The 25,114-nt window shown below is 47.4% G+C and carries 23 protein-coding genes, 3 pseudogenes and 1 riboswitch; of the genes and pseudogenes, 11 read left to right on the forward strand and 15 right to left on the reverse strand.

Going from position 1 to position 25,114, the window contains the following annotated elements:
- Positions 1-3: 3 nt before the first annotated feature.
- Positions 4-1,563, reverse strand: coding sequence for a CNNM family cation transport protein YoaE (gene yoaE / locus OGW44_RS19825; RefSeq protein WP_185655109.1), 1,560 nt, complete (start codon positions 1,561-1,563; stop codon positions 4-6).
- A complete protein-coding gene (locus OGW44_RS25845; RefSeq protein ID WP_049040522.1) occupies positions 1,551-1,760 on the reverse strand; it encodes a protein YoaL in 210 nt (69 codons plus the stop codon). The genes yoaE and OGW44_RS25845 overlap by 13 nt, the downstream gene beginning before the upstream one ends.
- A 262-nt stretch (positions 1,761-2,022) precedes the next feature.
- Between OGW44_RS25845 and manX the strand changes: the two genes are divergently transcribed.
- The 5 genes from manX (at position 2,023) to mntP (ending at position 6,227) form a co-directional block, all read left to right on the forward strand.
- Entirely contained in the window at positions 2,023-2,985 is a 963-nt protein-coding gene (gene manX / locus OGW44_RS19830) for a PTS mannose transporter subunit IIAB (protein WP_016153394.1), read from the forward strand.
- Between the two features lie 58 nt (positions 2,986-3,043).
- Positions 3,044-3,844 (forward strand): PTS mannose transporter subunit IIC, encoded by an 801-nt coding sequence (gene manY, locus OGW44_RS19835; RefSeq protein ID WP_016153395.1) that lies wholly within the window; start codon positions 3,044-3,046, stop codon positions 3,842-3,844.
- A gap of 12 nt (positions 3,845-3,856) precedes the next feature.
- Entirely contained in the window at positions 3,857-4,708 is an 852-nt protein-coding gene (locus OGW44_RS19840) for a PTS mannose transporter subunit IID (RefSeq protein ID WP_016153396.1), read from the forward strand.
- Between the two features lie 60 nt (positions 4,709-4,768).
- Complete coding sequence (locus OGW44_RS19845; RefSeq protein ID WP_016153397.1) at positions 4,769-5,227, forward strand: DUF986 family protein; 459 nt, start codon at positions 4,769-4,771, stop codon at positions 5,225-5,227.
- A gap of 198 nt (positions 5,228-5,425) precedes the next feature.
- Positions 5,426-5,530, forward strand: a riboswitch (yybP-ykoY riboswitch).
- A gap of 130 nt (positions 5,531-5,660) precedes the next feature.
- Entirely contained in the window at positions 5,661-6,227 is a 567-nt protein-coding gene (gene mntP, locus OGW44_RS19850) for a manganese efflux pump MntP (protein WP_016153398.1), read from the forward strand.
- Here the strand turns inward: mntP and rlmA are convergent.
- From rlmA to mgrB, 6 genes are all read right to left on the reverse strand, one after another.
- Complete coding sequence (gene rlmA, locus OGW44_RS19855) at positions 6,224-7,033, reverse strand: 23S rRNA (guanine(745)-N(1))-methyltransferase (protein WP_185655108.1); 810 nt, start codon at positions 7,031-7,033, stop codon at positions 6,224-6,226. The genes mntP and rlmA overlap by 4 nt on opposite strands.
- Before the next feature lie 63 nt (positions 7,034-7,096).
- The gene (ftsI2, locus tag OGW44_RS19860) at positions 7,097-8,842 is read right to left on the reverse strand and encodes a peptidoglycan DD-transpeptidase FtsI2/PBP3(PARA) (protein WP_016153400.1); all 1,746 of its coding nucleotides are present in this window, start codon (positions 8,840-8,842) and stop codon (positions 7,097-7,099) included.
- 219 nt (positions 8,843-9,061) lie between these two features.
- The gene (gene cspE, locus OGW44_RS19865; RefSeq protein ID WP_001062678.1) at positions 9,062-9,271 is read right to left on the reverse strand and encodes a transcription antiterminator/RNA stability regulator CspE; all 210 of its coding nucleotides are present in this window, start codon (positions 9,269-9,271) and stop codon (positions 9,062-9,064) included.
- A gap of 12 nt (positions 9,272-9,283) precedes the next feature.
- Positions 9,284-9,427 carry a DUF2627 domain-containing protein gene (locus OGW44_RS19870; protein WP_006684179.1) on the reverse strand — a complete coding sequence of 48 codons (144 nt, stop codon included), beginning with the start codon at positions 9,425-9,427 and terminating at the stop codon, positions 9,284-9,286.
- Positions 9,428-10,063: 636 nt separating this feature from the next.
- Entirely contained in the window at positions 10,064-10,348 is a 285-nt protein-coding gene (locus OGW44_RS19875) for a YebO family protein (RefSeq protein WP_016156797.1), read from the reverse strand.
- A gap of 74 nt (positions 10,349-10,422) precedes the next feature.
- Positions 10,423-10,566, reverse strand: coding sequence for a PhoP/PhoQ regulatory lipoprotein MgrB (gene mgrB, locus OGW44_RS19880; protein WP_016153402.1), 144 nt, complete (start codon positions 10,564-10,566; stop codon positions 10,423-10,425).
- Positions 10,567-10,730: 164 nt separating this feature from the next.
- Between mgrB and OGW44_RS19885 the strand changes: the two genes are divergently transcribed.
- Complete coding sequence (locus OGW44_RS19885) at positions 10,731-10,970, forward strand: YobH family protein (protein ID WP_016153403.1); 240 nt, start codon at positions 10,731-10,733, stop codon at positions 10,968-10,970.
- A 111-nt stretch (positions 10,971-11,081) separates the two neighbouring features.
- Here the strand turns inward: OGW44_RS19885 and kdgR are convergent, their stop codons facing one another.
- Positions 11,082-11,873 carry a DNA-binding transcriptional regulator KdgR gene (gene kdgR / locus OGW44_RS19890; RefSeq protein ID WP_016156798.1) on the reverse strand — a complete coding sequence of 264 codons (792 nt, stop codon included), beginning with the start codon at positions 11,871-11,873 and terminating at the stop codon, positions 11,082-11,084.
- A 174-nt stretch (positions 11,874-12,047) separates the two neighbouring features.
- Here kdgR and OGW44_RS19895 point away from each other — a divergent pair, with 174 nt between their 5' ends.
- A complete protein-coding gene (locus tag OGW44_RS19895; protein ID WP_185655107.1) occupies positions 12,048-13,421 on the forward strand; it encodes an MFS transporter in 1,374 nt (457 codons plus the stop codon).
- A 49-nt stretch (positions 13,422-13,470) separates the two neighbouring features.
- Here OGW44_RS19895 and OGW44_RS19900 read toward each other — a convergent pair.
- The 4 genes and pseudogenes from OGW44_RS19900 to OGW44_RS19915 form a co-directional block, all read right to left on the reverse strand.
- Positions 13,471-13,635 (reverse strand): annotated as a pseudogene (locus tag OGW44_RS19900) (NADP-dependent isocitrate dehydrogenase); the annotation flags it as partial.
- A 358-nt stretch (positions 13,636-13,993) separates the two neighbouring features.
- Positions 13,994-14,470 (reverse strand): annotated as a pseudogene (locus OGW44_RS19905) (autotransporter outer membrane beta-barrel domain-containing protein); the annotation flags it as partial.
- Between the two features lie 31 nt (positions 14,471-14,501).
- On the reverse strand, positions 14,502-15,053 hold the full coding sequence (gene ymfL, locus OGW44_RS19910) for a protein YmfL (RefSeq protein ID WP_185655106.1): 552 nt from the start codon (positions 15,051-15,053) through the stop codon (positions 14,502-14,504).
- A complete protein-coding gene (locus tag OGW44_RS19915) occupies positions 15,046-15,306 on the reverse strand; it encodes a helix-turn-helix transcriptional regulator (RefSeq protein WP_181638117.1) in 261 nt (86 codons plus the stop codon). Before OGW44_RS19915 ends, ymfL begins: the two co-directional genes overlap by 8 nt.
- A gap of 97 nt (positions 15,307-15,403) precedes the next feature.
- Between OGW44_RS19915 and OGW44_RS19920 the strand changes: the two genes are divergently transcribed.
- From OGW44_RS19920 to OGW44_RS19935, 4 genes and pseudogenes are all read left to right on the forward strand, one after another.
- Positions 15,404-16,096 (forward strand): XRE family transcriptional regulator, encoded by a 693-nt coding sequence (locus OGW44_RS19920; RefSeq protein ID WP_181638118.1) that lies wholly within the window; start codon positions 15,404-15,406, stop codon positions 16,094-16,096.
- A gap of 511 nt (positions 16,097-16,607) precedes the next feature.
- Positions 16,608-16,793, forward strand: a pseudogene (locus OGW44_RS19925) (hypothetical protein); the annotation flags it as partial.
- A 30-nt stretch (positions 16,794-16,823) separates the two neighbouring features.
- Positions 16,824-17,069, forward strand: coding sequence for an excisionase (locus OGW44_RS19930; RefSeq protein WP_185655105.1), 246 nt, complete (start codon positions 16,824-16,826; stop codon positions 17,067-17,069).
- Positions 17,050-18,177 (forward strand): site-specific integrase, encoded by a 1,128-nt coding sequence (locus tag OGW44_RS19935; protein WP_185655104.1) that lies wholly within the window; start codon positions 17,050-17,052, stop codon positions 18,175-18,177. Before OGW44_RS19930 ends, OGW44_RS19935 begins: the two co-directional genes overlap by 20 nt.
- 204 nt (positions 18,178-18,381) lie before the next feature.
- Here the strand turns inward: OGW44_RS19935 and OGW44_RS19940 are convergent, their stop codons facing one another.
- Together OGW44_RS19940 and OGW44_RS19945 are read right to left on the reverse strand one after the other, a co-directional pair.
- Entirely contained in the window at positions 18,382-19,872 is a 1,491-nt protein-coding gene (locus OGW44_RS19940; protein ID WP_185655103.1) for a hypothetical protein, read from the reverse strand.
- Positions 19,869-24,830, reverse strand: a complete 4,962-nt coding sequence (locus OGW44_RS19945) for an AAA domain-containing protein (protein WP_185655102.1) — start codon at positions 24,828-24,830, stop codon at positions 19,869-19,871. The genes OGW44_RS19940 and OGW44_RS19945 overlap by 4 nt, the downstream gene beginning before the upstream one ends.
- Positions 24,831-25,114 lie beyond the last annotated feature (284 nt).

Consider the following 25,114-nt stretch of genomic DNA (forward strand, 5'->3'; position numbering starts at 1 on the left):
CGCTTACTCGTCTTCGTCGTGAGCGGGTTGTTCTTTAACAATGCGAACTAAATCCACACGATAGTCATTGGCTTCGACAATCGTAATGCTCAACGGTGCAACATCGATAACATCACCTACGCGTGGAATATGGCCGTTAGCGGCAATGACTAAACCTGCCACCGTGGCGATGTCTTCATCTTCATTCACTAACGTATCCACGTCCAGCGCCTGTTGCAACGCATGCAGATCGGTACCACCTTTCACCAACCAACCGCCTGCATCAGCAATAATTTCAGGCGTTTCATCGGCATCAGGGAATTCACCGGCAATAGCTTCTAATACGTCCAACGGTGTGACCAGACCCTGGACTACACCAAACTCGTTAGTGACGATAACAAAGCTGCCGCGAGCGCGTCGCAGAACACCTAACAGATTGATAGGGTCCAGCGTTTCCGGGACAATAATAGCCGGAGACGCAGAGGCAATGGCCGCCACATCCACACCGTCTTCCAGCGCGACCAGCAGCTCTTTTGCACGCACAATACCGATGATTTCATCCAGTTCGCCACGACACACCGGGAACAGGCTGTGTGGTGACGAGAGCAATTGCTCGCGAATTTCCTCCACGCTCAGGTCTGCATCAACCCAGCTAATTTCGCCACGAGGCGTCATAATGCCGCGTAATGAACGCGACGCCAGAGACAGGACGCCGTTGATCATATAACGTTCTTCTTCCACAAATGCGCCTTCCGGGACGGGAACCGGCACTGGGTTGTCGGATTCCATCTGCACGCTGGCCTGACTTTTACCCCCCATCAGACGCAGGATTGCATCGGCAGTGCGCGCACGCAGCGGCAGCGTCGACTGGTGGCGAATAAAGTTCCGACGGGCAATCTGGTTAAACAACTCAATGATGATTGAGAAGCCAATCGCCGCATACAGATAGCCTTTCGGAATATGGAAGCCAAACCCTTCGGCAACCAGGCTCAGACCGATCATTAACAGGAAGCTCAGACACAGCACCACCACCGTCGGATGTTGGTTCACAAATCGTGTCAGCGGCTTAGAAGCCAGCAGCATCACGGCCATAGCAATCACGACCGCCGCCATCATCACCGGCAGATGGTTGACCATACCAACCGCCGTAATAACGGCATCCAGCGAGAACACCGCATCGAGGATGACAATCTGCGTCACAACAACCCAAAAACTCGCATACCCTTTTGCCTGGCCGGTATCATGTTCACGGTTTTCCAGCCGCTCATGCAGCTCTGTCGTGGCCTTGAACAAGAGGAAAATCCCCCCCAGCAGCATGATCAGATCGCGCCCCGAGAACGAGTAGTCCATTACCGTAAATAGCGGCTTAGTTAGCGTCACCATCCACGAAATCACGGACAACAAGCCCAGGCGCATAACCAGTGCCAGTGACAAACCGATTAAACGCGCTTTATCTCGCTGTTTTGGCGGCAGCTTATCAGCCAGGATCGCAATGAAGACCAGGTTATCAATACCCAGAACAATTTCGAGAACGACAAGCGTGAGCAAACCCACCCAAATCTGCGGGTCCATTAATAATTCCATGACAAGCTCCTGCTTAAGGAATGACCAAACTGCGCGCTGAGGATCTCAGGCGTTGAAGCGATATGCAGAGAAAATTTGTGGCAAAAAGTGCCAATCTGACAGGCTTGATACGGCCTGATAGTGAAATGACGTCGGTGACGATCCATATGGTGAGCTACTGCCCTATACTCCTGAGTAATTAAACCGATGCTAAACATAACAGAGACAACCGTTTTTTAGCAAAGATTTACCTTCCTTTGCAATAAGTTGTTTCGGAGATATTTTACCCTTCGAAATTTCTTTTTATCGGAAGTTAAATTACGGATCTTCATCACATAAAATATTTTTTTCGATATCTAAAATAATTCACGAAAATCATAGGTTTTTCTTTGTAACCCTTATCTGAATCGATTCGATTGCGGACGACGATTCAAATACATCTTCACGTTGATGTGTTAACGATAATAAAGGAGGTAGCAAGTGACCATTGCTATTGTAATAGGCACACATGGTTGGGCTGCAGAGCAGTTACTTAAGACAGCAGAAATGCTGTTAGGCGAGCAGGAAAACGTCGGCTGGATCGATTTCGTTCCAGGCGAAAATGCCGAAACGCTGATTGAAAAGTACAACGCTCAGTTGGCAAAACTCGATACCAGTAAAGGCGTGCTGTTTCTCGTTGACACATGGGGAGGCAGCCCGTTTAACGCTGCGAGCCGCATTGTCGTCGATAAAGAGCATTACGAAGTCATCGCCGGTGTGAACATTCCCATGCTGGTTGAAACCTTCATGGCGCGTGATGACAACCCCAGCTTCGATGAATTAGTAGCACTGGCCGTTGAAACCGGTAGCGAAGGCGTGAAAGCGCTGAAAGCAAAACCGGTGGAGAAAGCCGCTCCAGCCCCAGTCGCGGCGCCAAAAGCAGCAGCTCCCGCCAAACCGATGGGGCCGAACGATTATATGCAGATCGGCCTGGCGCGTATTGATGACCGCTTAATCCATGGTCAGGTAGCAACTCGCTGGACCAAAGAAACCAACGTAACACGCATTATCGTCGTCAGTGATGAAGTTGCCGCCGATACCGTGCGTAAAACGCTGCTGACCCAGGTTGCACCTCCGGGTGTGACGGCGCATGTGGTTGATGTCGCGAAAATGATCCGCGTCTACAACAACCCGAAATATGCAGGTGAGCGTGTGATGCTGTTGTTTACCAACCCGACCGACGTAGAACGTATCGTTGAAGGTGGTGTGAAAATTACCTCTGTAAACATTGGCGGTATGGCTTTCCGTCAGGGTAAAACGCAGGTAAACAACGCAATTTCTGTCGATGAAAAAGACATCGAAGCCTTCAAGAAACTCAACGAACGCGGTATTGAGCTCGAGGCTCGTAAGGTTTCTACCGATCAGAAACTGAAAATGATGGATTTGATTGCCAAGGTGAAATAACGCCCTGGCATTTACTTAGTTTTCACACTTAAGTCTGTATAGCAATAGGAGAAGTACAATGGAGATTACCACTCTTCAGATTGTGCTGGTGTTCATCGTCGCATGTATCGCGGGTATGGAGTCGGTACTCGATGAATTTCAGTTCCACCGTCCGTTGGTGGCCTGTACGCTGATTGGTGCCGTTCTCGGTGATATGAAAACCGGTATCATCATCGGTGGTACCCTGGAAATGATCGCCCTGGGCTGGATGAACATCGGTGCTGCGGTTGCACCTGATGCCGCATTGGCCTCAATTATCTCTACCGTTCTGGTTATCGCGGGTCACCAAAGCATTGGTGCAGGTATCGCGCTGGCTATCCCACTGGCAGCAGCAGGCCAGGTACTGACCATCATCGTTCGTACTATCACCGTAGCATTCCAGCACGCAGCGGATAAGGCGGCAGAAAACGGTAACCTAACGGCGATCTCCTGGCTGCACGTATCCTCCCTGTTCCTGCAGGCTATGCGTATCGCTATCCCGGCGGTAATCGTGGCGATTTCTGTTGGTACCAGTGAAGTTCAGAGCATGCTTAATGCCATTCCGGAAGTTGTGACCGGCGGTCTGAACATCGCAGGGGGTATGATCGTAGTGGTTGGTTATGCGATGGTCATCAACATGATGCGCGCAGGCTACCTGATGCCATTCTTCTACCTCGGCTTCGTCACCGCGGCATTTACTAACTTCAACCTGGTTGCTCTGGGTGTGATTGGCGCAGTAATGGCTATCCTCTACATTCAGCTGAGCCCGAAATATAACCGCGTAGCCGGTGCACCTGCTGCTGCGGCTGGCAATAACGATCTCGATAACGAACTGGACTAGCAGGTGAGCGAAATGGTTGATATGACTAAAACTACCACCGAGAAAAAACTCACTCCGAGTGACATTCGTGGCGTGTTCCTTCGTTCTAACCTGTTTCAGGGTTCCTGGAACTTCGAACGTATGCAGGCGCTGGGTTTCTGTTTCTCCATGGTGCCGGCTATCCGCCGCTTGTACCCGGAAAACAACGACGCACGTAAGCAGGCTATTAAGCGTCACCTGGAATTCTTTAATACCCATCCGTACGTAGCGGCCCCCGTATTGGGAGTTACGCTGGCGATGGAAGAGCAGCGTGCAAACGGCGCAGAGATTGACGATGGTGCCATCAACGGTATCAAAGTTGGTCTGATGGGACCGCTTGCAGGCGTGGGCGACCCGATCTTCTGGGGTACCGTACGTCCGGTATTCGCCGCACTTGGCGCAGGTATCGCGATGAGCGGCAGTCTGCTTGGACCACTGCTGTTCTTCATCCTGTTTAACCTGGTTCGTCTGGCAACCCGTTACTACGGTGTGGCATACGGCTACCGTAAAGGTATCGATATCGTTAAAGATATGGGCGGCGGCTTCCTGCAGAAACTGACTGAGGGGGCGTCAATCCTCGGCCTGTTTGTCATGGGGGCATTGGTTAACAAGTGGACGCACGTAAACATCCCGCTGGTGGTTTCCACCATCACCGGTCAGGATGGTCAGACTCGCGTCACCACTGTGCAGACTATCCTTGACCAGCTGATGCCGGGTCTGGTTCCTCTGCTGTTGACTTTCGCCTGTATGTGGCTGCTGCGTAAAAAAGTGAACCCGCTGTGGATCATCGTTGGCTTCTTCGTCATCGGTATCGCGGGCTACGCTGTCGGACTGCTCGGCCTGTAAGACTGTTGTACACCGCCGGGGGCTTGCCCCCGGTTTTTCTATTTAGAGGGTTGAGGATTCATGACTATCACGGACCTGGTGCTGGTTCTTTTTATCTTTTCGCTGCTGGCGTATGCCATTTACGATCAGTTCATCATGCCCCGCCGTAATGGCCCTACTCTGTTGTCTGTCGCCCTGCTTCCTCGTAGCAGAGTCGACAGCGTTATCTTCCTTGGCTTGATTGCTATTCTTATCTACAACAACATCACCAGCCACGGCGCGCAATTTACTACATGGTTATTATGTGCACTGGTATTGATGGGACTGTATCTGTTTTGGATCCGTACGCCAAAAATCATCTTCAAACAGAAAGGCTTTTTTTTCGCCAATGTCTGGATTGAATATAACCGGATTAAAGAGATGAATTTATCTGAAGACGGTGTCCTGGTGATGCAATTAGAACATCGAAGATTACTGATTCGCGTACGTAATATAGACGATCTCGAAAACATATATAAACTTTTAATTTCAAATCAGTAAGTTACAAATATAGCCTGAACTATGTTTTTTATATATCCATTCAAAAATAAACATAGCTAAGGCTATATCCTACTGCTCATAATGTTATTTATTTTAACGTTTTATTTATAAATAAATCTAAATGAAAATCGTTTTCAATTAGAGGCCAAATATTATTTCTGCGTTTCTTGTTTTATATTCTCAAAATATGTTAAGGTTGCGCCCGTCGTTGGGGAGTAGCCGATTTCCAGATTCCGGAAATGTACGTGTCAACATACTCGTTGAAAAACGTGGCGCGTACGGACTGATCTTACAGATTCAGTCAGGCGAGACCATAGGCACATCAACTGCGATGCATACCTGAATGGCGCTGTATTTACAGTGATTCCAGCCTGTATGCATGGTTACTGGGGGCAGTGATGTGTATTATGGATACCCCGGTCAGGACGCTGTTATGAATCTCACCGCTACTGTTCTTCTTGCTTTCGGCATGTCGATGGATGCTTTCGCTGCATCAATTGGCAAAGGCGCCACCCTGCATAAACCCAAATTTTCTGAAGCACTGCGCACCGGCCTTATTTTCGGCGCCGTTGAAACGCTTACGCCGCTCATTGGCTGGGGCATGGGTATGCTCGCCAGCAAATTTGTACTGGAGTGGAACCATTGGATCGCCTTCATTCTGCTGATCTTTTTAGGCGGACGAATGATAATAGAAGGTTTTCGCGACGACGGGGATGAAGATGAAGAGCCACAGCGCCGCCATGGCTTCTGGCTGCTGGTCACCACCGCCATTGCAACCAGTCTCGACGCAATGGCCGTCGGGGTGGGTCTGGCTTTCCTGCAGGTCAACATTATTGCCACAGCGCTGGCCATCGGCTGCGCCACGTTGATTATGTCTACGCTCGGCATGATGATCGGTCGTTTCATTGGCCCGATGCTGGGCAAGCGAGCTGAAATTTTGGGCGGGGTGGTACTGATAGGTATTGGCGCCCAGATCCTCTGGGCACACTTCCACGGTTAATTCAGGCGCTGCCAGATATGAATACTAAAGTCTGTCTGGCAGTCAAACGTCGTTTTTCCGGCTAACGTTTCCCACACTTCCGGCTTTGCCCGCCAGGCGAACGGCGTCATTTGCAGTAACGCAACGGCCTCGCTACCTTTGAGCTGCATCTGATACCCCAGCGCAAGACTCTCTTGCAGAACAAAACCGTCCAGTTGCTCAGTGTGTGGCGCATGCAAACGCACCTCATCATAAATCAGCCCTTTCAGCTCCATTAAATGACGCGAACCCGGCGTGGCGGTAATAACCCAGCCACCCGGTTTGACCACGCGAGCCAGCTCCGGCGCTTTACAGGGCGCGTAGATCCGGATGATGGCATCCATTGACTCGTCGGCAAACGGCAGGCGATGGCTGGAGGCAACGCAAAAGGTCACCTGCGAATAACGACGGGCTGCGGCCTTAATCGCCACTTTAGAAACGTCAAGACCAAAGGTTGTACAGCCCGTCAGCGCATCGGCAAACGCATGGGTGTAATACCCTTCCCCACAGCCAATATCCAGGATCGCCGCATCTTCTGAACTCAACCTCTGGGTGAGCGCATCCACAATTGCTTCGCGCAGCGGCTGATAGTGTCCGGCATCGAGAAATGCCCGGCGCGCCTGCATCATCTCCGCGCTATCACCCGGATCGCGCGACCGTTTGTGCTGAACCGGCAGTAAGTTGACATACCCTTCTTTCGCCACGTCAAACTGGTGCCGCCCAGGGCAGACAAAACTGTTATTCGCTTGAGTAAGAGCCTGGTGGCAAAGAGGACAGGAAAACGACATGACAACTCCGGCAGGTGACTTAAGGGCGCAAGTGTAACGCGAATTGCGCCCTGGGAAAATAACTTACAGCGACGGCGAGGATACGTTGCTGCCGTGCATTACCAGCAGATGATCGGAGCCGGGAGGCATTCCGTCCGGCTTTACGTTTTCCAGACGCAGGACATCGCCCATTATCTGGCTGAATACCGGCGCGGAGACTGCCCCCCCATAATAAGCACCGTTTTGCGGGTTATTTATAACCACAACCAGCGCGAACTTTGGGTCGCTCGCTGGCGCAACGCCCGCCGTATAGGCCACATATTTATCGACATATTTGCCGTCATCGCCAATTTTCTTTGCCGTTCCGGTCTTAACCGCGACGCGATAATCTCTGACCGCGGCCTTGGTTCCCCCGCCGCCGGGTAGCGCGACGCTTTCCATCATATGTTCAACCTGGTGAACCAGCGCCTCCGGCATCACTCGCGTACCTATTACCGGCGGATCGATACGTGTAATAGAAAGGGGTCGATAGATACCAAAACTGCCGATGGTGGCATAGACATGCGCCAGCTGGAGCGGCGTCACCATTAATCCATAGCCAAATGCGAAGGTTGCCCGGTCCAGATCGCTCCAGTAGCGGCGTTGAGGCATTAATCCGCGACTTTCCCCGGTTAAACCCAGTCCGGTTGGATCGCCAAAGCCAAAGCTTTTATAGGTATTCAGTAATTTCTGTACCGGCATCGCCAGCGAAAGGTGTGACACGCCGGTATCGCTCGATTTCTGCAAAATCCCGGTCAGCGATAGCTCCGGGTAAAATCCAACGTCGCGGATGCGATGGCCATCAACAATAAAAGGATGAGTATCAATCACGCTGTCAGGCTGTACTATCCCCTGCTGCAAAGCGGTCATAATCACCAGTGGTTTTACGGTTGAACCGGGTTCAAAGGTATCGCTAATTGCACGATTACGAAAATCATCCAGTACCGCGCCATCACGGTTATTGGGATTGAAATCGGGAAAGCTTGCCATGGAGAGTATTTCGCCGGTGGCAATGTTGACCAGCACTGCGGCCCCTGATTCCGCTTTATTCCATGTCACGGCATTGTCCAGCGCGTCTTCAGTAACCGTCTGCAAACGCTCATCAATGCTGAGCTGTAATTCATGCGCCGGCACCGGCATCACTTCCGTGATATTTTCGATGACATGGCCAAATTTGTCTTTCCGTACCAGGCGGGAGCCGGGTTTGCCCATCAACTGGCTATTGAAGCTTTTCTCCAGCCCTTCAATCCCCTGACCGTCAATGTTAGTGAAACCAATCAGATTGGCCGCAACATGTCCGGCGGGATAAAAGCGGCGGGACTCTTCACGCAGGTTGATTCCCGGCAGATCCAGTTTGTCGACCCATTCTGCCTGCTGAGGAGAGATCTGGCGCGCCAGATAGATAAACCGCCCGGCTGGATTGCTGTTAACGCGTTCAGCCAGCGTGCTGAGAGAAATATGCAGCGTCTTCGCTAACGCCTGCCAACGTTCGTTATAGCCAACGCCACCCTTGCTGATAATCGTCTTCGGATCGGCCCAGACGGCGTTAACCGGAACGCTTACCGCCAGCGGTCGCCCTTCTCTGTCGGTTATCATTCCGCGTGGCGAAGCGATGGACACCTCGCGTAAAGAACGCATGTCTTCCTGTTTTACCAGATTCGTCGGCGTGACAATTTGCAACCACGCAACCCGCCCCAGCAGCAATCCAAGGCTCAATAATATTGCCACGCAAAGCAGGGCAAAACGTACGGGAGTAAAATTGCGCGCATCGCCGTCGTTTTTCTTTTTCACCCGATCTCCAACAAGATAGTTTTTCAGGTGTCTGATTTAACGGGAAATGCCGCAAGAAAGCGGGGAAAACTATGCTACGAACCTCACGCCTTTGCAACAAAGCGCTAATGGATGGGCATTCAGTAATATTTTGACGTAATTTGAATTAAAAAGCCCCGCATAAGCGAGGCTTTATATCTGAGATGGATGCGCAAAAGCGCTTCAAATCAGTGGTGTCGATCAGATAGCTGTTACGTTAACAGCAGCCGGACCTTTCTGGCCGTCCTGAATTTCGAACTCAACGTTCTGGCCTTCAGCCAGAGTTTTGAAACCGTTACCCTGGATAGCGGAGAAGTGTACGAACACGTCTTTGCTGCCATCAGCCGGAGTAATGAAACCAAAACCTTTAGACTCGTTGAACCACTTAACTTGACCTTTAATCTTTGCCATTTGCAAAATTCCTTAGAGTATTTTCTTCGCCCGCGGGCATAACATAGATAAAACTGAGACATTACTGCTTGAGGCACTAATATAAGGTTCGGCAGAGAAGCGGTATTCAACGTCAACGTGTTTACTCAGGACTTCTTTACTGAAAATGCCACACATAAACAGAACTGTACCTCGTTTAACCCAAAACGTGTTATCACATACAACGTTAATAATGGCAAGCCATTTTTAAACGTGTCTCGATCGGTCGCACAAATCCCGTCGTCCATCAAACAGCAACTGCACAGTTATGCGCCAGATCGAGTAGAATTATATTCCCGCCTCTCTCCCCTATCCCCGCCTGACTTGCGCCATAGCCGGGATATTTCTACCATAGCTCAATAGGTTCAGTTGTTCCAGGTTATCTGTTACGAGTTCTGCCAGATATCATTTTTTATGCTTAGTAATGCATAAAATGTCACAAGCGTAAAAATGAGATCCGCCTTCTGGTTTTGCACCAAAATAATGAAAGAATGATGACAAGGCACAAAAAAAGTAAGAGAAACGTTTCGCTGTTAATAAAACGATCGTTATCACAAAAATGACATAATCATATTTTTTACGTATGGAAGATTATATTTATATCATACTGGGGATAAGATATTAATTAGGCGGAGCATCTGAAAACACTGAGAATAGATGACTGCCCGGCCGCCAATTACACGACGGGGACAGAAGAAAATAATCTGACGCGCTGACGACAGGATGAAGCAACTGAGAACAACAACAGCCTTTCCTCATCCTGCCATACCTTTTTTACCGCTCAGCTACCAGGCGGATGATGTCATCGTCTTCATCCTTAATGGGCAGTGCAGTAGGCTCTGCCGCTTTCTCGGGTTCGTTAGCTTCGCAAAGGCGACGTAACAAAGCATTCTGTCTTTTTTGCTGATCTAACAATGCCTCAAGCAGCTCAATCTGCTCGTTAGTACGCGAACTTGCCCGATTGATAAAAAACCAAAGAACAAGCCCAACAATCAGAACCACCACCGATACCGCTAAAGACGCAAAACTCAACGCGCCAGAATTCAAAACTTCGTTCATTTTACCACCTCAATGTAGACAGTGTAGTTTACCACTGCCGCACAAGAAGGTAATCAACTGTTGCGAAAATGCGCTTACCAGGGAATAAATTTATTGAAGGCACAAATACCGCTGAAAAATTGTACGTCCTGATCGCACATGATGTTGAACACCTGCGCCCACATCAGTATGCATACCAGTACAACAACAATCAGCACTACCCAGCGTATTTTTTTCACTCCAGCTCCACTCTTCAACTCCACATCTTATGTCTATAAATTATCATGCGTTACCTAAACCCAGCGTTAACTGTATAGGCATTCAATCTTTTTAGGAATGATTGACTTGTTTCATACCGTGTACAGGCTAATCTAATAACAATGAGAAAAGATAAGAGGTTGTAATGCGTCTGATTATCCGCGCTATTGTGTTGTTAGCTCTGGTTTGGATCGGTTTATTATTGAGCGGCTATGGAATTTTGATTGGAAGTAAGGAGAATGCTGCCGGTCTGGGTCTGCAATGCCAATATCTGACTGCCCGTGGAACCAGCACGGCACAGTACGTCCACACCAGTAGCGGTATCATTGGCCTGTCGGATTGTCCCTTGTTAAGGAAAAGCACGGTCATTATCGATAACGGCTAATAATGCAACATTACATTCGATACGTTTTTTACGCCAGGTAACGTTATGACTGTTCATAAAAACCCCAGGTACAAAATACCTGGGGTTTTTAACATTCGCGATTACGTCAGATTAGAACGGATAGTCGTTATAGCCCATTTGTTCTGAAATCTTGCGCGCTGCCGTATGCAGCATTGCCACATACTCGTGTAAACGCTCTTCTGAGAAACGCAGCGTTGGGAATGAAATACTCAACCCCGCAATAACCACGCCGAAACGGTCAAACACCGGTACGCCGATGCAGCGCAGGCCTTCTTCCTGTTCTTCGTTATCTTCGCCGTAACCCTGCTCACGTACTTTATCCAGCAGTAGCAGTAATTCATCAGTATTCGTAATGGTACGATCGGTGCTGCGTTTGTACTCAATGCCATCCAGAATCTGCTTCACTTCATCGCGGTCACGCCATGCCAGCAGAACTTTACCGATAGCCGTACTGTACAGCGGATTACGACGACCAACGCGGGAATACATGCGCAGATTGTACATAGAGTCGATTTTGTGAATGTAGACAATGCTGTCTTCATCCAACGCACCGAGGTGTACAGTCTCTTTAGTCAGGCGCGAAAGTTCGCGCATCTGAATGTCAGCGCTACGGATAAGATCGACGTTTTGCAACGCGCGCGCGCCCAGCTCGAATAATTTCAGGGTCAGTGAGTATTTCTCAGACTCCCCTTCCTGTGCCACATAACCCAGCGTTTTCATGGTCTGCAAAAAGCGATAAACGGTGCTTTTCGACATCATGACGCGTTGCGACAACTCGGTAATACCAATTTCGCGCTCTTCACCCAGCGCCTGCAGAATGCCAAAAACTTTCAGCACGGAAGATACAGAATCGGGTTGCTTATCCAGATCTGCGATTGCCATTTATCACCCCTTTCGAGTGTTTTATAAAAATCAGAACCGGTTTTTATTATAATTTCACGTACCAACCCTCGCAATCGCTCTTTGCTCACTTAGTTACAAATCTGCGACCTAACACCTGAATATCAATGCTAAAATTAATACTCTCATCATAAATTCCACAAATATCGACTTTCTATGGAAAAAATTCAGGCCGATGGTCTGCCATTGCCCCAGCGATATGGCGCAATTTTAACCATTGTTATTGGCATTTCTATGGCAGTACTCGACGGTGCAATAGCGAACGTGGCCCTGCCAACTATCGCCGCCGATCTTCAGGCCTCACCTGCCAGCTCAATCTGGATTGTGAACGCCTATCAAATCGCGATCGTCGTTTCGCTCCTGTCCCTCTCTTTTTTAGGCGATATGTTCGGTTACCGGCGCATTTATAAGTGTGGCCTGGTCGTGTTCCTGCTTGCATCGCTATTTTGTGCCTTGTCAGATTCGTTGCACATGCTGACGCTGGCTCGCGTCGCCCAGGGTTTTGGCGGTGCGGCGCTAATGAGCGTGAATACGGCATTGATCCGACTTATTTATCCCCAGCGTCAGCTTGGGCGAGGGATGGGGATTAACTCTTTTATCGTCGCGGTCTCCTCGGCCGCGGGTCCGACCATTGCCGCAGCAATTCTTTCTCTTGCCTCCTGGAAATGGCTGTTTCTGATTAACGTCCCGCTGGGAATAGTCGCCCTGTTGCTGGCGATGCGCTTTTTGCCGCCCAATGCGTCCCGCGGCACTAAACCACGCTTTGACCTGCCCAGTGCGGTAATGAATGCCTTAACGTTTGGCTTGTTAATTACGGCGCTCAGCGGCTTTGCACAAGGACAGTCGCTAAAACTGATTGGTGCCGAGCTTGTGGCGCTTATGGTGGTGGGTTTTTTCTTTATCCGACGCCAGCTCGCGCTGGAGGTGCCGTTACTGCCGGTTGACCTGTTACGCATTCCACTGTTTTCACTCTCGATTTGTACCTCGATATGTTCATTCTGCGCACAAATGCTGGCATTGGTTTCCCTGCCCTTCTTTATGCAAACGGTGCTCGGACGCAGCGAGGTCGAAACAGGCCTGCTGTTGACGCCATGGCCGCTGGCAACCATGGTGATGGCGCCGCTGGCGGGATATCTGATTGAACGCGTTCACGCCGGGCTGTTGGGCGTACTGGGCATGGCGTTGATGGCCAGCGGGTTGTTTTCGCTGGTGCTGCTGCCCGTTTCCCCCTCCGATTTTAATATCATCTGGCCGATGATTCTGTGCGGCGCGGGCTTTGGCTTGTTCCAGTCCCCAAATAATCACACCATCATCACCTCCGCGCCGCGTGAACGCAGCGGTGGGGCGAGCGGTATGCTGGGGACGGCGCGCTTGCTGGGTCAGAGTACCGGGGCCGCGCTGGTCGCGCTGATGCTAAACCAGTTTGGCGACAGTGGAACGCACGTCTCGCTGATAGCCGCAGGCATTCTGGCCTCGCTGGCAGCAATTGTGAGTGGTTTACGTATTACGCAACCGCGAGTTCAGGCATAAAAAAACGGGAACCTCTCGGCTCCCGTTCTCACACAACCCAGAATCTGGATTACATGTTTTCGATGATTGCGTCACCAAACTCAGAACATTTCAGCAGCTTAGCGCCATCCATCAGACGTTCGAAGTCATAGGTTACGGTCTTGGCGTTGATTGCGCCTTCCATACCTTTAACGATCAGGTCAGCCGCTTCTACCCAACCCATGTGGCGCAGCAGTAGATAAATGCCTAAATCACAACCATCTGATAAATAACAGTAATATGAATAATCCCTTGTTAATACCCTGCCTTTCAGCCACCTCTTAACCTATTGATTATCAATATATAATTCTTATTTTTGATAACCGTTTTAGCGTGTAAACAACCGCCAGCATCTATTAGATACTTCACAAAAAATTGATTTTAAATCATGCCTGTTTTACATAATTACCAGCAAGTTACTCTTTTTCACTAATAATTCATAAGTTAACGATCATACAAGACAGAAGCTTTCTGATATAAATAAACGCGGGCAGAAGCCTTTCAGCTTCCGCCCGCAGCGCATGGTTTAATTCCTGCAGTATTCAGGATATGGCTCAGAAATTAAAACGGAACCCGACACTACCCGTGACCGGAGACTCGGTATGCTTCCCGTTTTCATAACGTGCCTCAGCCCAGACGCCGGCATTTGGAGTCAACTGCGCACTGACACCCAGTCCGTATTTCCCGGTCGTCCCGGAGATGTCGTTCCTGAAATCGTAGCTGTCATTAATCCGGACTTTGTTGTTGTCCGAAAATTCATGATTCACCGCCGCCGACAGGTACGGTTTGACTTCTTTTCCTCCAGCGTCAAGGGTCATCCCCAGATTCACTCCAGCCTCAGCCTGCAGAGACTTGGTCGCACCGATACTGGCTTTCATGCCATTATTCAGGCTGATATCCTTCGTATCCGCCCGGAATGCCGTTGTCCGCACGTATGGCTGCGCCCAGGTATTCTCATTCAGACTGATAGTTTTACCTGCTTCGAGACTGCCGCCGAAACCGTTCTGGCTGTAATCGCCTTCACCAGCTGTTGCGACACAAAGTTATTTGCCGTTAAACTGTTCATGCGTTAGTTTCTCCACAGTCACGACACGCCACGGCGCCCAGAGCTGCACACTCGTGGGCGTCATTACTTTCTGGGGCACAAAAAATCTTGTATACCAGCGTGGCGTGTTCCTGCAGCTTCGTAATAGCCCGGAAAAGCTCATCGTTGATGGCTATCCGTTCATGAAGTTCCACCACCCCATCTTCGATTGCTAAACGTATTTGCTTTGAGTAGCTTCCAACCTGCTCGATGGCTTCCAGCAGACGCTGGTTGATATCAGCGTTCTCCACTTCCTCAACTTCCGGAAGTGATACAAAGACACCATTCGCAGATTGCGCTACAGCATCAGCAATATGGTGAGTACCACCAGCACGTTGTAAAACCATTGCCCAACCAAGTGGGAAGATCTGATCGCCATCTGCGCGGAGGCGATTAAAGAGCGCGTTCTCTGTTACATCCAGCCAGTCAGCAGCTTCTGCATATCCCCCTGGCAGCGCCGCGATAGTTTTCCTGACAGCCTTCACATACCACTCAGGCTGTTTTTCTACTTTCCAGTGATGTTTACCCACGGCTCACCTCCTGTTCTTGTGGTTTCAGCTCACTCTGGTTTTGGCTAGATTGAAAACGAGCTGGGTAGAGAATCTGCATTTCGCTAATTTCCCCCTTAAAAAAATTGGCGAGACGTTCCGCGAGATCGATAGATGGGACCTGCTCCAGTCTCTCAATGCGGCTTAACGTCGCCTGATTGACATGAACACACTCAGCTACATGCTGTAATGTAAAACCATGCGCCTTACGCACATTTCGTAATGGTGATTGCATACACCCTCCAATTGTTGCGCCATTCGCATGTTATTTTGCGCAAGTAAATTGCGCAAGTTGATTTGCTTAACTCGCAATAAAGAAATGTAATAAACGCATGAGCATAGGAAACCGAGTTAGACAACTTCGCCAAGCGAAGAACATGAAAATTGCCGACCTAGCTGAAGCCATTGGTGTGGATTCGGCAAATATCTCACGCCTTGAAACAGGTAAGCAGAAGCAATTTACCGAGCAAGCCCTGGGCAATATAGCCAAGAGCTTAGATGTTGAAATTGCTGATCTCTTTACCTCTGAGCTCAAAAATAATACTGTATGTAAAAACAGTGTTAGTGAGGGTGATGAGCAGGTGAAGGATGTATTCCGTATTGAATTGCTGGATGTCAGTGCCAGTGCGGGAAATGGCCTTATCCAAGGTGGTGATGTCATTGATGTGATTCATGCTATCGAATACAGAACTGATAATGCTTTATCGATGTTTGGCGGCCGGCCTGCCAATCACATTAAAGTCATCAACGTTCGTGGGGACAGTATGTGTCCAACCATTGAGCCTGGAGATTTGATCTTCGTTGATGTCAGCATCAATCAGTTCGATGGTGATGGTATCTATGTCTTTGGTTTTGACGACAAAATATACGTTAAACGACTGCAAATGATCCCAGACAAACTGTTGGTAATTTCTGATAACCAGATTTATCGTGAATGGGGAATCACCAGCGAAAATGAACACCGATTCATGGTCTTTGGAAAGGTCTTAATCAGTCAGTCGCAAACCCTAAAGCGACACAATTAAGCCAGCATACTCTTCATCAGCCACCAATAGGTGGCTTTTTTTTACTCTGTAAATTGCATATCTCGCAATATGCACACTTGCATATTGCGCAATTTCATATTATCTTTCCCCACAGACAAACGAACAGGCGAAACGCCAAAGAAACTTTGGTTGTAACACGGCGTATGGCACATGCGTCGTTAGCGGTCTGGCAACGCTAAAGGGGCAAACCTCCCCTATCTCGGCGAACAAGTCAGGTAGCCGGAATGTGCAAGCCAATGAGGGTACGTATAGGGCGCCTAACCAGCGTGGCGATTCGGTTTGACGCCTGGGAAGAGACCAGGATGCAACGATGAGAGCATTTATGGCTCCGCAACAAATGTGGTGCCTTAACTGGCTAAGTGCTCTCAGCGTTGTGGTAATCCGCGAAATGGCGCGGCGGTAAGTATGGCCGTGTTACGCTTTCCCGAGTTGAGGACACCGGATTGTCAGGTTGACCATACGCCTGAGTGGCAATCCCGCCACAACTCCCATTGCTTTGGCGGTACCAGTTTTTTCCTTAGTCCTTTCTGGTACCGCCCTTTTTACAAAACAGAGAAAAGTATTCCCGGATGACGGGGTCATAACCCGATCCATCCTGATAGTTGTGGCCACTGATGCTCTTCTCTGTTTTGTGGAGAAACTAACCGACCTTGCAGGGTCGATATGCAGAGACTGAACAGTTAGTGAAGTAACAAGGTGATCGCATATGCTTCAAATGTTAACTCTTGAAGAATGGGCCTCTGAAAAATACAGAAGTAATCCTCCAAGTGTGTCCACATTGCGTCGTTATGCTAAGCAGAATTTATTTTGCCCACCGGCCATGAAACAAGGTCGGTTATGGCGAGTGCGTGAGGATGCCGAGTTAGTTGGAGAGCTGGTAACGCCAGTAATTAAGAAAAATGACTCATTAATTTTGCAACGGATTTTGAGTGATGGCAGCCAGACCGCGTAAAAATAATGTTTCGGTCCCTAACTTATATCCACTTTATAGTCGGAAGGTAAATAAAGTCTATTGGCGGTATAAGCATCCAATAACAGGGAAATTCCATGCTTTGGGAACAAACGAAGCTGAAGCTATCGCTATTGCCACTGAAGCCAATACGCGCCTGGCTGAACAAAGAACCCGGCAGATTCTGGCCATCAGTGACAGGATCGCAACCAGCAAAGGAAAAGCGATCACAACGTCAACCTGGTTAGATCGCTATCAAGCGATCCAGGATGACAGGCTCAAAAGTGGTGATATAAGACTCAATACCTATAAGCAAAAAGCCAAACCAGTATCCTTGCTCAGGGAACGAGCAGGAATGAAGTTGATCTCGACCGTTGATGTCAGAGATATAGCACAATTGCTTGAAGAGTATATCTCTGCGGGACAGCCGAGAATGGCCCAAGTCGTAAGGTCTGTATTGATCGATGTGTTTAAGGAAGCACAGCATTATGGCGAAGTTCCGCCTGGGTATAACCCTGCTCTTGCGACGAAGCAACCCAGAAGGAAAATTACCCGTCAACGCCTCAGCCTAGAAGAATGGCAAAAAATATTCGATATCGCAGACACCAGTCATCGTTACATGGGAAATGCAATGTTGTTAGCGCTGGTTACCGGTCAACGTTTGGGGGATATATCTAAAATGAAATTCAGCGATATTTGGGATGATCATCTCCATGTCATTCAGGAAAAGACCGGGAGCAAAATCGCAATTCCTCTTTCTCTTCACCTCAATGCGATTAACTGGAGTTTACGCGATGTAGTAGCCCGCTGCCGTGACTATGCAGTCAGCCCATACCTTGTACATTTTTTCCGTACGACTTCACAGGCTGAACGCGGGGCACAGGTTAAATCTAACACATTGACGATGAATTTCAGTAAAGCGAGGGATTTGGCAGGAATCGACTGGGGTGATGGTTCGCCCGCAACATTCCATGAACAAAGGTCTTTATCTGAACGTCTGTACAAAGAACAGGGGTTAGACACACAAAAACTACTTAGTCATAAAACACAACAACAAACCGATCGTTATCATGATGATCGAGGTAAAGGATGGAGCAAAGTAGCGTTGTGAAACTTTAAGCGTCTCAACGCCACCTTGAATTTCTCACCACACATGAAAGTCCGCTCTGAACGAGGAGCGGAAGTCAGTAAGGCATAACTTATATTGAGAGGTTTTGATCAAAAGGGGCTGGCGATATAATAATTACTCCGAAAACCAGTCCATTAATTACATCACTAAAACGCCAGCTACCAGTTATGGTAACTGACTTTGATGTTAGCGATTCAGGCTAAGAATAGGTCTGGTGGTAGTCCTAGTTAGCCAGTTTTGTGGTAGAAGATCTCGTTCGCTTGCTGGCGATTTGGACTCTCCGGAAGAGCCCCATGTACTATTCAATTTGCTGAGGTCTCCGATTCTAGATTGGAATAATAACTCTAGAGACTTAATTCGTTCCGGATCTTTGGTCATGTAGCCAATGGGCAGACTAACTCCGCTATCACTATTAGGTTGACCATGATACTGTATAAGACCGAAAATACCAGGAATAACAAACAATTCAAGTCTATCCAGCTCTAGTGGAGTGGATAATCCATATGGGAAAATATTTATCAAGTACTGGCTAACATCCCATTTTTTTCCTTGATGGATTAGGGATACTTTTGCATCGTTGTCTCTTTGCTCAAGAATATTTTTTAGACCTTGTACAAAGTGCTCTATGTCCTCCGAATTAGCTCCCCACAATGGAACGTTACTCGGCATCCATAGTGCTTTTAGCTCAGTAACGTCATTATGCTCGTGTAGAGTTTTTCGAATCCATTGCAATGCATCACGTCGATTTTCAACTAGATATATGGGCCCAAAAACACCTCGAGTATCTGGTGAGCCATAACCAGTCTTGCTTTCATCTCTAGCATGCATCCAACCAGAATAATCTACCCGGTAGCCATTTACGAAAGGCTTAAGTATATGATCGTCGGCTAGTTGGCAGTATGTTTCCGCATCAGTGCCTTTTTCTTCTATGTAATTTGATCCTAGAAAATCTGCGATATGGGCTTCTAGCTTACTATTGAGGGGGCGACTTTGGTTTGGCCCTAGCCGTTCAACAGAGCAAATAAACTGTTTTGGTTCACTCTTAGCCTGCAGATAGGTGAATTCAATATCAACTGCTAACTGTAGCACTTCACTTGAACTGCAGCCCATCACTTTATAAAGTTGAGTTCGTTGACGTTCATGCTCGTTGTTGCGAGTTATTTCAAGATAACTGCGGAATTGTCGACTGAACTCTTCAATGATTTTATCCATTCCTAATTCTTTTAGGGATTCAGGCATTGCAAGTTCCGGCAAACCAAACATCAATCGACTCAATCTTTGTTCTTTACGGACAGACAAAGCAAAAGCGTCAAGTACCACATGTTCTGTCTGCTCATTATATTTAACCAACATTGGTACACCATCACCATCGCCGACTTGGCCCTTTAACAGTGGACTCGGGACTAGATAACCCTGGTGATCCAATGTAGCTAGGCGTTTATCTTCTAATGAATTTAGTAATTCTTCCTCTTCGCGTTCTGAAAGTCCGAAGAACTCACGTAACTCGAGAGGTAACATTCGTTCAAAGAGTATGAGCAGTCGACAAGCAAATAGCTCAATAGCAGGCATCGGCTTTTCTTCAGTCCAGGCTAAGTTCATGATGTATTTTCTAGCAGGAATAAGGATGGTAATGCGATTCCCTACACGAGCTTTAGTTTCTGTCGAAAGCGGGATCATAGTGGTGTGGCTTCCTTATTGAATTCAAGAGTCGTAATCATCTGGTAATGGCTATTGTGTTGTATTGCTTGCTCTGCGATGTATTCATACACTGAGCCCAATGCAGAGTCATTGTTGTCTTTACGCCACATTTTGCTTGCTCCAAGAATAACTAAGCGCTCCTGAGCACGAGAAATAGCTACGTTGATTCGGGGGGCATCCCTTAAGAAACCCTGCAGAGCGTCGGAATTATCTCGCACTAAACTAAGGATTATGATCTTGTTTTCTTGACCCTGGTAGGAATCAACGGTATCAATTCGGATCAAATGGCGCAGCGGTCCCATCCATTCAGCTTGATTGAGTTGAGTATCAATTTCATTTTTCTGCGCCCTGTACATGGTAATAATTCCAATTGGATAAGGTTGTTCATTGGTGACCGTTCTTTGCAGATGTTCCACAGCATCTGTCTCAACGAGAACGCGTAATGACTGTAATAACAGATCTATTTCATGTTGGTTGATGTAGCCTGGTTTAGCCTCTTTCTCACCCCGTTCAGAGGTGGTATCTATCCAGCTAACACCTTTATTCCATGGGAAAGGTAATTCGTCGTACCAGTATTTTACTGGTCCTCGCCCAGTGTGTAATTTGCCGATATCGTCGGCATAAAAACATGCTGAGACTAGGTCACCAATGGGTTCAATCATCCGATATTGTGTATCCAGTGTTACTCCACCACATGCCTTGAATGCTCGCTCGAAATCGGATTCTCGAAAAGCTTCTTTGTTTACATCAAGTAGTTTGCTTGCGTGCTTTATATGCCCATTCTGATAAAACGGAGGTAATTGTTTATGGTCGCCCACTAATAGAACGCGTTTCGCACTTTGCAATGCTACCATCAGCTCACTGGCTTGGGCGCGACCAGCTTCATCGACAATAACCCAATCAAATTGGGTCTGCTCCAGCTCTAAACTGCGACGTCCAACCCCCACTAGAGTGCCGCAAGCTAATTGTTTTGTTTTTAACATAAAACGTTCATAGCCAGCTTCTCCAGAGCGCAATACATCAAGCCATTCTTGGCTTAAGGATAGCAATCGATGTAGGCGGTCTACCTTAACGGGATTATTCACTCCATGACTTTGAGCTAATATCTGTAGTAGCTTGTCCAGTAGAAGCTCACTATCAGTTGGCAACTCGCCAAACGCCCCGTTGAATTGTTGTCGGATTATAGTTTCAATTGTTTCTAACGTCTGATTTCGCTGATGCATTAATTCCGTTAACTGGTTTACATGGATCTCATTGGAATCTCCACCAGTGCGTACAAGTTTTTCTCGCTGACGTTGGAACTGTCCTAATTGTGCTAGCAAGGGAGCTAGGTTGCGGTGCATTCGTGTTGCATCTTGAATAAGTTCATGTGGTAGCTGCAGTCTTGAGGACAGAGCATTAACTCGTATGTCATATTCCCTGTGAAATTTGTGACGGATTTTTTGTTGCAAAGCTCGGCTATGTGTTGGCAGCATACGATCATCGATTAGTGATTCACTACCGATTCGAATAGTATCCAGTTCCAGGCCTTTGTCAGCACATAGTTCACGGGCTTTTATTGCGACATTATCGACCGCAGAGTGCTGCTGTCCTACCAGGAGTATGTTGTTCGCACCAGCATGCTCAAACAGATAATGGATGAATTTACTGACGAAAGTCGTCTTCCCTGTACCAGGGGGACCTTGAAGCACTCCAACAGGACCTTGTCCTACCAAAAATTGAAATGCCTCGAGTTGCTTGCTATTTGTTTCCTGGCCAGGTACATCATATAACTCTCGCAGCTTCTGGATGGATGGACGCTCTGTCATTTCCCTGAGTGCAGGAGATTGTCTGGCATCAAAGTAGTCAATCAAGTTGGGTATGACCGATTTTTTAGTCATAACTCGGTTCAAAGCCTTGAGTCTAAGATCTCTTGACGATTTGCTACGAATGGATTCAAGTTGAAACGACTTACCAGGCGTGAACTGCTTATTGGCCCAATTGTTGACAGGTTGTATAGCTACAAAACTGCTGCTCGTCTCGTTGACGACGAGTTCTCCAAGCTTTTCATCGGACTTAGGTTGATAGATGTAGTAGGTCTCATCTACATCTATCTGCAGGTCCCGTCCATCGAGACACGAATATGGGTACATTGGATACCCACTATCGCTCACTTTATCCTCTGCATTCGATTCAATTTGGAAGGTTTGACGAAGTTGCCCTTCTGAATCAGCTAATGTCTTCCATAATCTCTCTGGAGATAATTCCTTGCGCTCTTCATCTGTTAAAGGACTGTCTGAAACGTCTACAGATAGATTAAAGCGCTCAATAATAGCATCGATGACAGCTTCCATGCTTAGGATTTCATCCACCAAAGAGCATCTTTCATCCACAGGGCCATTCTTCAGAGCAATAAGTTGTGATACTTTTCCAACAGAACGTCGTTGAGCGCTGACAACATCACTTAGCGGAATGGAGGTTGTATACCGGACTTTGGTAATGATACGTGCTTCAACATCCACGTTAATTTTTAGATAAGCGGTATTACCTGTAATAAAGCAAGCAAGTTCATTACTTGAATTACTAACTCGACTATCAATCCATTTGCAGTTGAAATAATAACCGCCGTCGATTGGATCCAAAAGTGTGGGAGCACTCGGAAGGTTACCCCTCCAACTCAACAATATCGGCTCTTTTTCTTCAACCTCTGGTTCTTCTGATTCTTCTGGTTCTAGAGCTTCATGCAGCGAATTGAGCAATGGAGCAAGGGCGATTGGAATTTGTGTTTGATTGTCCCGAGCTCTAATGAGTTCTTCTTGAACTTGTGTTGGCAAGTCTCCCGAGAAAAGTTCCTCAACAATCTTGAATACAGCATAACGGTCTCTCCCATATGCATCAGTAATGGCTGGGTTTACTGGACCATAATCTGTATTAAATGCCTCAGTTTCACTACCGTAATCAACCACATCTACAAGCATGATCAGTTCAGCATTGCTGTCTTTCACAAGAATATTCTCTGGATGCAAATCTCCATGGGCAAATCTTTTTTCGTGGAAATCCATTACAGTACTAATAAGATTAATTGCAAGCTCCCTCTTCTCTTCTTGAGACAAAGTTAAATCGAGCAAGTAATGTGACCAGGTTTCACCCTCCACATATTCTGTGACTACAAATAAGCCTTGGGGATTCATTAGACCAAAGTCTATTACTTTTGGAGTTGCGAGAGTTGCTTCTTGGAACTTTTCCAATCGTTTTAGAAACTGCAATACTCGACGATTGGAGCCTGGCTGGTTTTGAGAGATCTGAACATTATCCCATAACTTTACTAGAATTTCCCGATTGTCTTTATGAGCCAAGAATGATTTCTTACTGCTTACGCTGGCTAGAGCCTCGAAGGCTTGCTGTAGTTGCTCTGGGGATGGTGGGAAATTCTGGAGTATTAAGTATGGTGTTAGTTCTTGCCGTCGGTGTGGACTATGCAGTAACTGCTCAAAGATCTGTTGTGATTCTTTATCTTCTTCAGGACATGTTCCGGTAAGGGAGTTGAATTCTCCTAGCATGCTGTGGGCGCCGTCAAAACGTTCTGAGGCATCCCAAGATAAGGCTTTTTCAAACCAAGAGTTCAATAGTCCATCGAAAGGATCGTTTACAGGAAGAGTCCATTCGGGAACACCATCCACTTGCTCAAGCTTTTGATTAAAACAAATCTGATAAGCGACAGATGCCAGCAGGAATACATCGATACGAAAAGCGTCAATGATTTCGCCTTCAGACATAGCATCTTCAGGCAGTGCGACTGGTGAACTTTGCAGTAATTTTCGATGTTCGACCACTGTTCCTGTTTCAGGAAAAAACGCAGCACCGAAACCTGATGCCAAAATACTACCGTGGTTGTTGGCATACCAGAGGTTGTGTGGGTCTACATCGCGGTGAGCAATATTCAATGCATGTAAGTCACCAAAAGGGGCTAGTAGAGCTCGAACCCTATCAATCCGTTGCTCTTTAGACCATGATGCAGAATCACTTGCTATAACCTCATCCAAACGCTCTGTATTTCGAGGTAACTCATACAACTCACAAAAATCCTCTGTGATGTCATCTGCTGAAACATCGTTGACATACCTAAGCAGATAATCTCGCATATTGCTGTTATCACGAATAAATTTCCCTATCCGATTTTCGCGCAGAGCAATATCGGACCAAGTAGCCTGTAAGGCATGTATGGTACCCAACTGATTAAAGTCCCAGCGACGGATCAATCCTTTCGCTGATGGCATTGTTTTATCTTGAGCCAAATATTCTTTGTAGATTGAGTTCCGGTGAGCAAACCAAGACTTGTTTGTGTGCGCCTGAAAGTTGCCAACAACAAGCTCTTTTTTCCGAATCTTTGGTCCTTCGATAAATCTGTAGATGACCTGCAAAGACTTTTCGGAGTTTGGTCTTGCTTTTCCATTGTTGAAGAATCCGGCCAGTTTTTTATTTGCGACTAGATTGTCATACTTTTCTGGAGACCGAATAGCAAGAAATTCATCGAGTGAGTGTACAAAAGGCCTTTCTATCTGAGGGAGATTGTCTGGAGTAGCGCTTCCACAGAGTACTACATGAGCTTCCACTGTGAGCCAATAACCGAGGTTGTGCGACAACTCTCTATCAAGTAATTTTTGTAGGCGCAGAGCATGTTCTCGTTTGATGGCAAAAGGGCTTTTTCCACGATTTTGACCATTCTGGATCCACATCCCGTTGTCATATTCGATTACCCCATTCCATTCTTTGAGCTCAACTAAAAGCAAACGGTCATGGGTAATGATAAGGCAATCAATTTCCATTGCGCCTTGCGCATCCGAAGCAACCAATCCCGCAAATCCGTGCCAGCTGCTTTGGAAGTGCTGCTCCATTTTACTGATTGCTCTGAGCTCACTTGCGTGAAGTCCAGCACCACCCACTTTTTTTATGTCCATCGACCTTATGTCCTTATTACAGAGATTTAAATATTTGCTAAAAATAGATTATTGTCTGCAGTAGCAACATGCTACACATGATAAAACATAACAATCCCCAAATTGACTAATTAATTATTTGACCGGATCTTCTTCACAAACAAATATAGCACGATGTAAGCAACGTCTGCTCCTGGCACAGAATGAAGCTAGATATTAACGAGCGTCTACCAGAAATAATAAAAAGCTGAGGAATGTCAAATGGGGACCTGGCAATAGAACTGCCATCTGACCGACCAGCCTAC

This window comes from Citrobacter sp. Cb023, from assembly GCF_030336805.1.
Classification (GTDB): domain Bacteria; phylum Pseudomonadota; class Gammaproteobacteria; order Enterobacterales; family Enterobacteriaceae; genus Citrobacter; species Citrobacter braakii.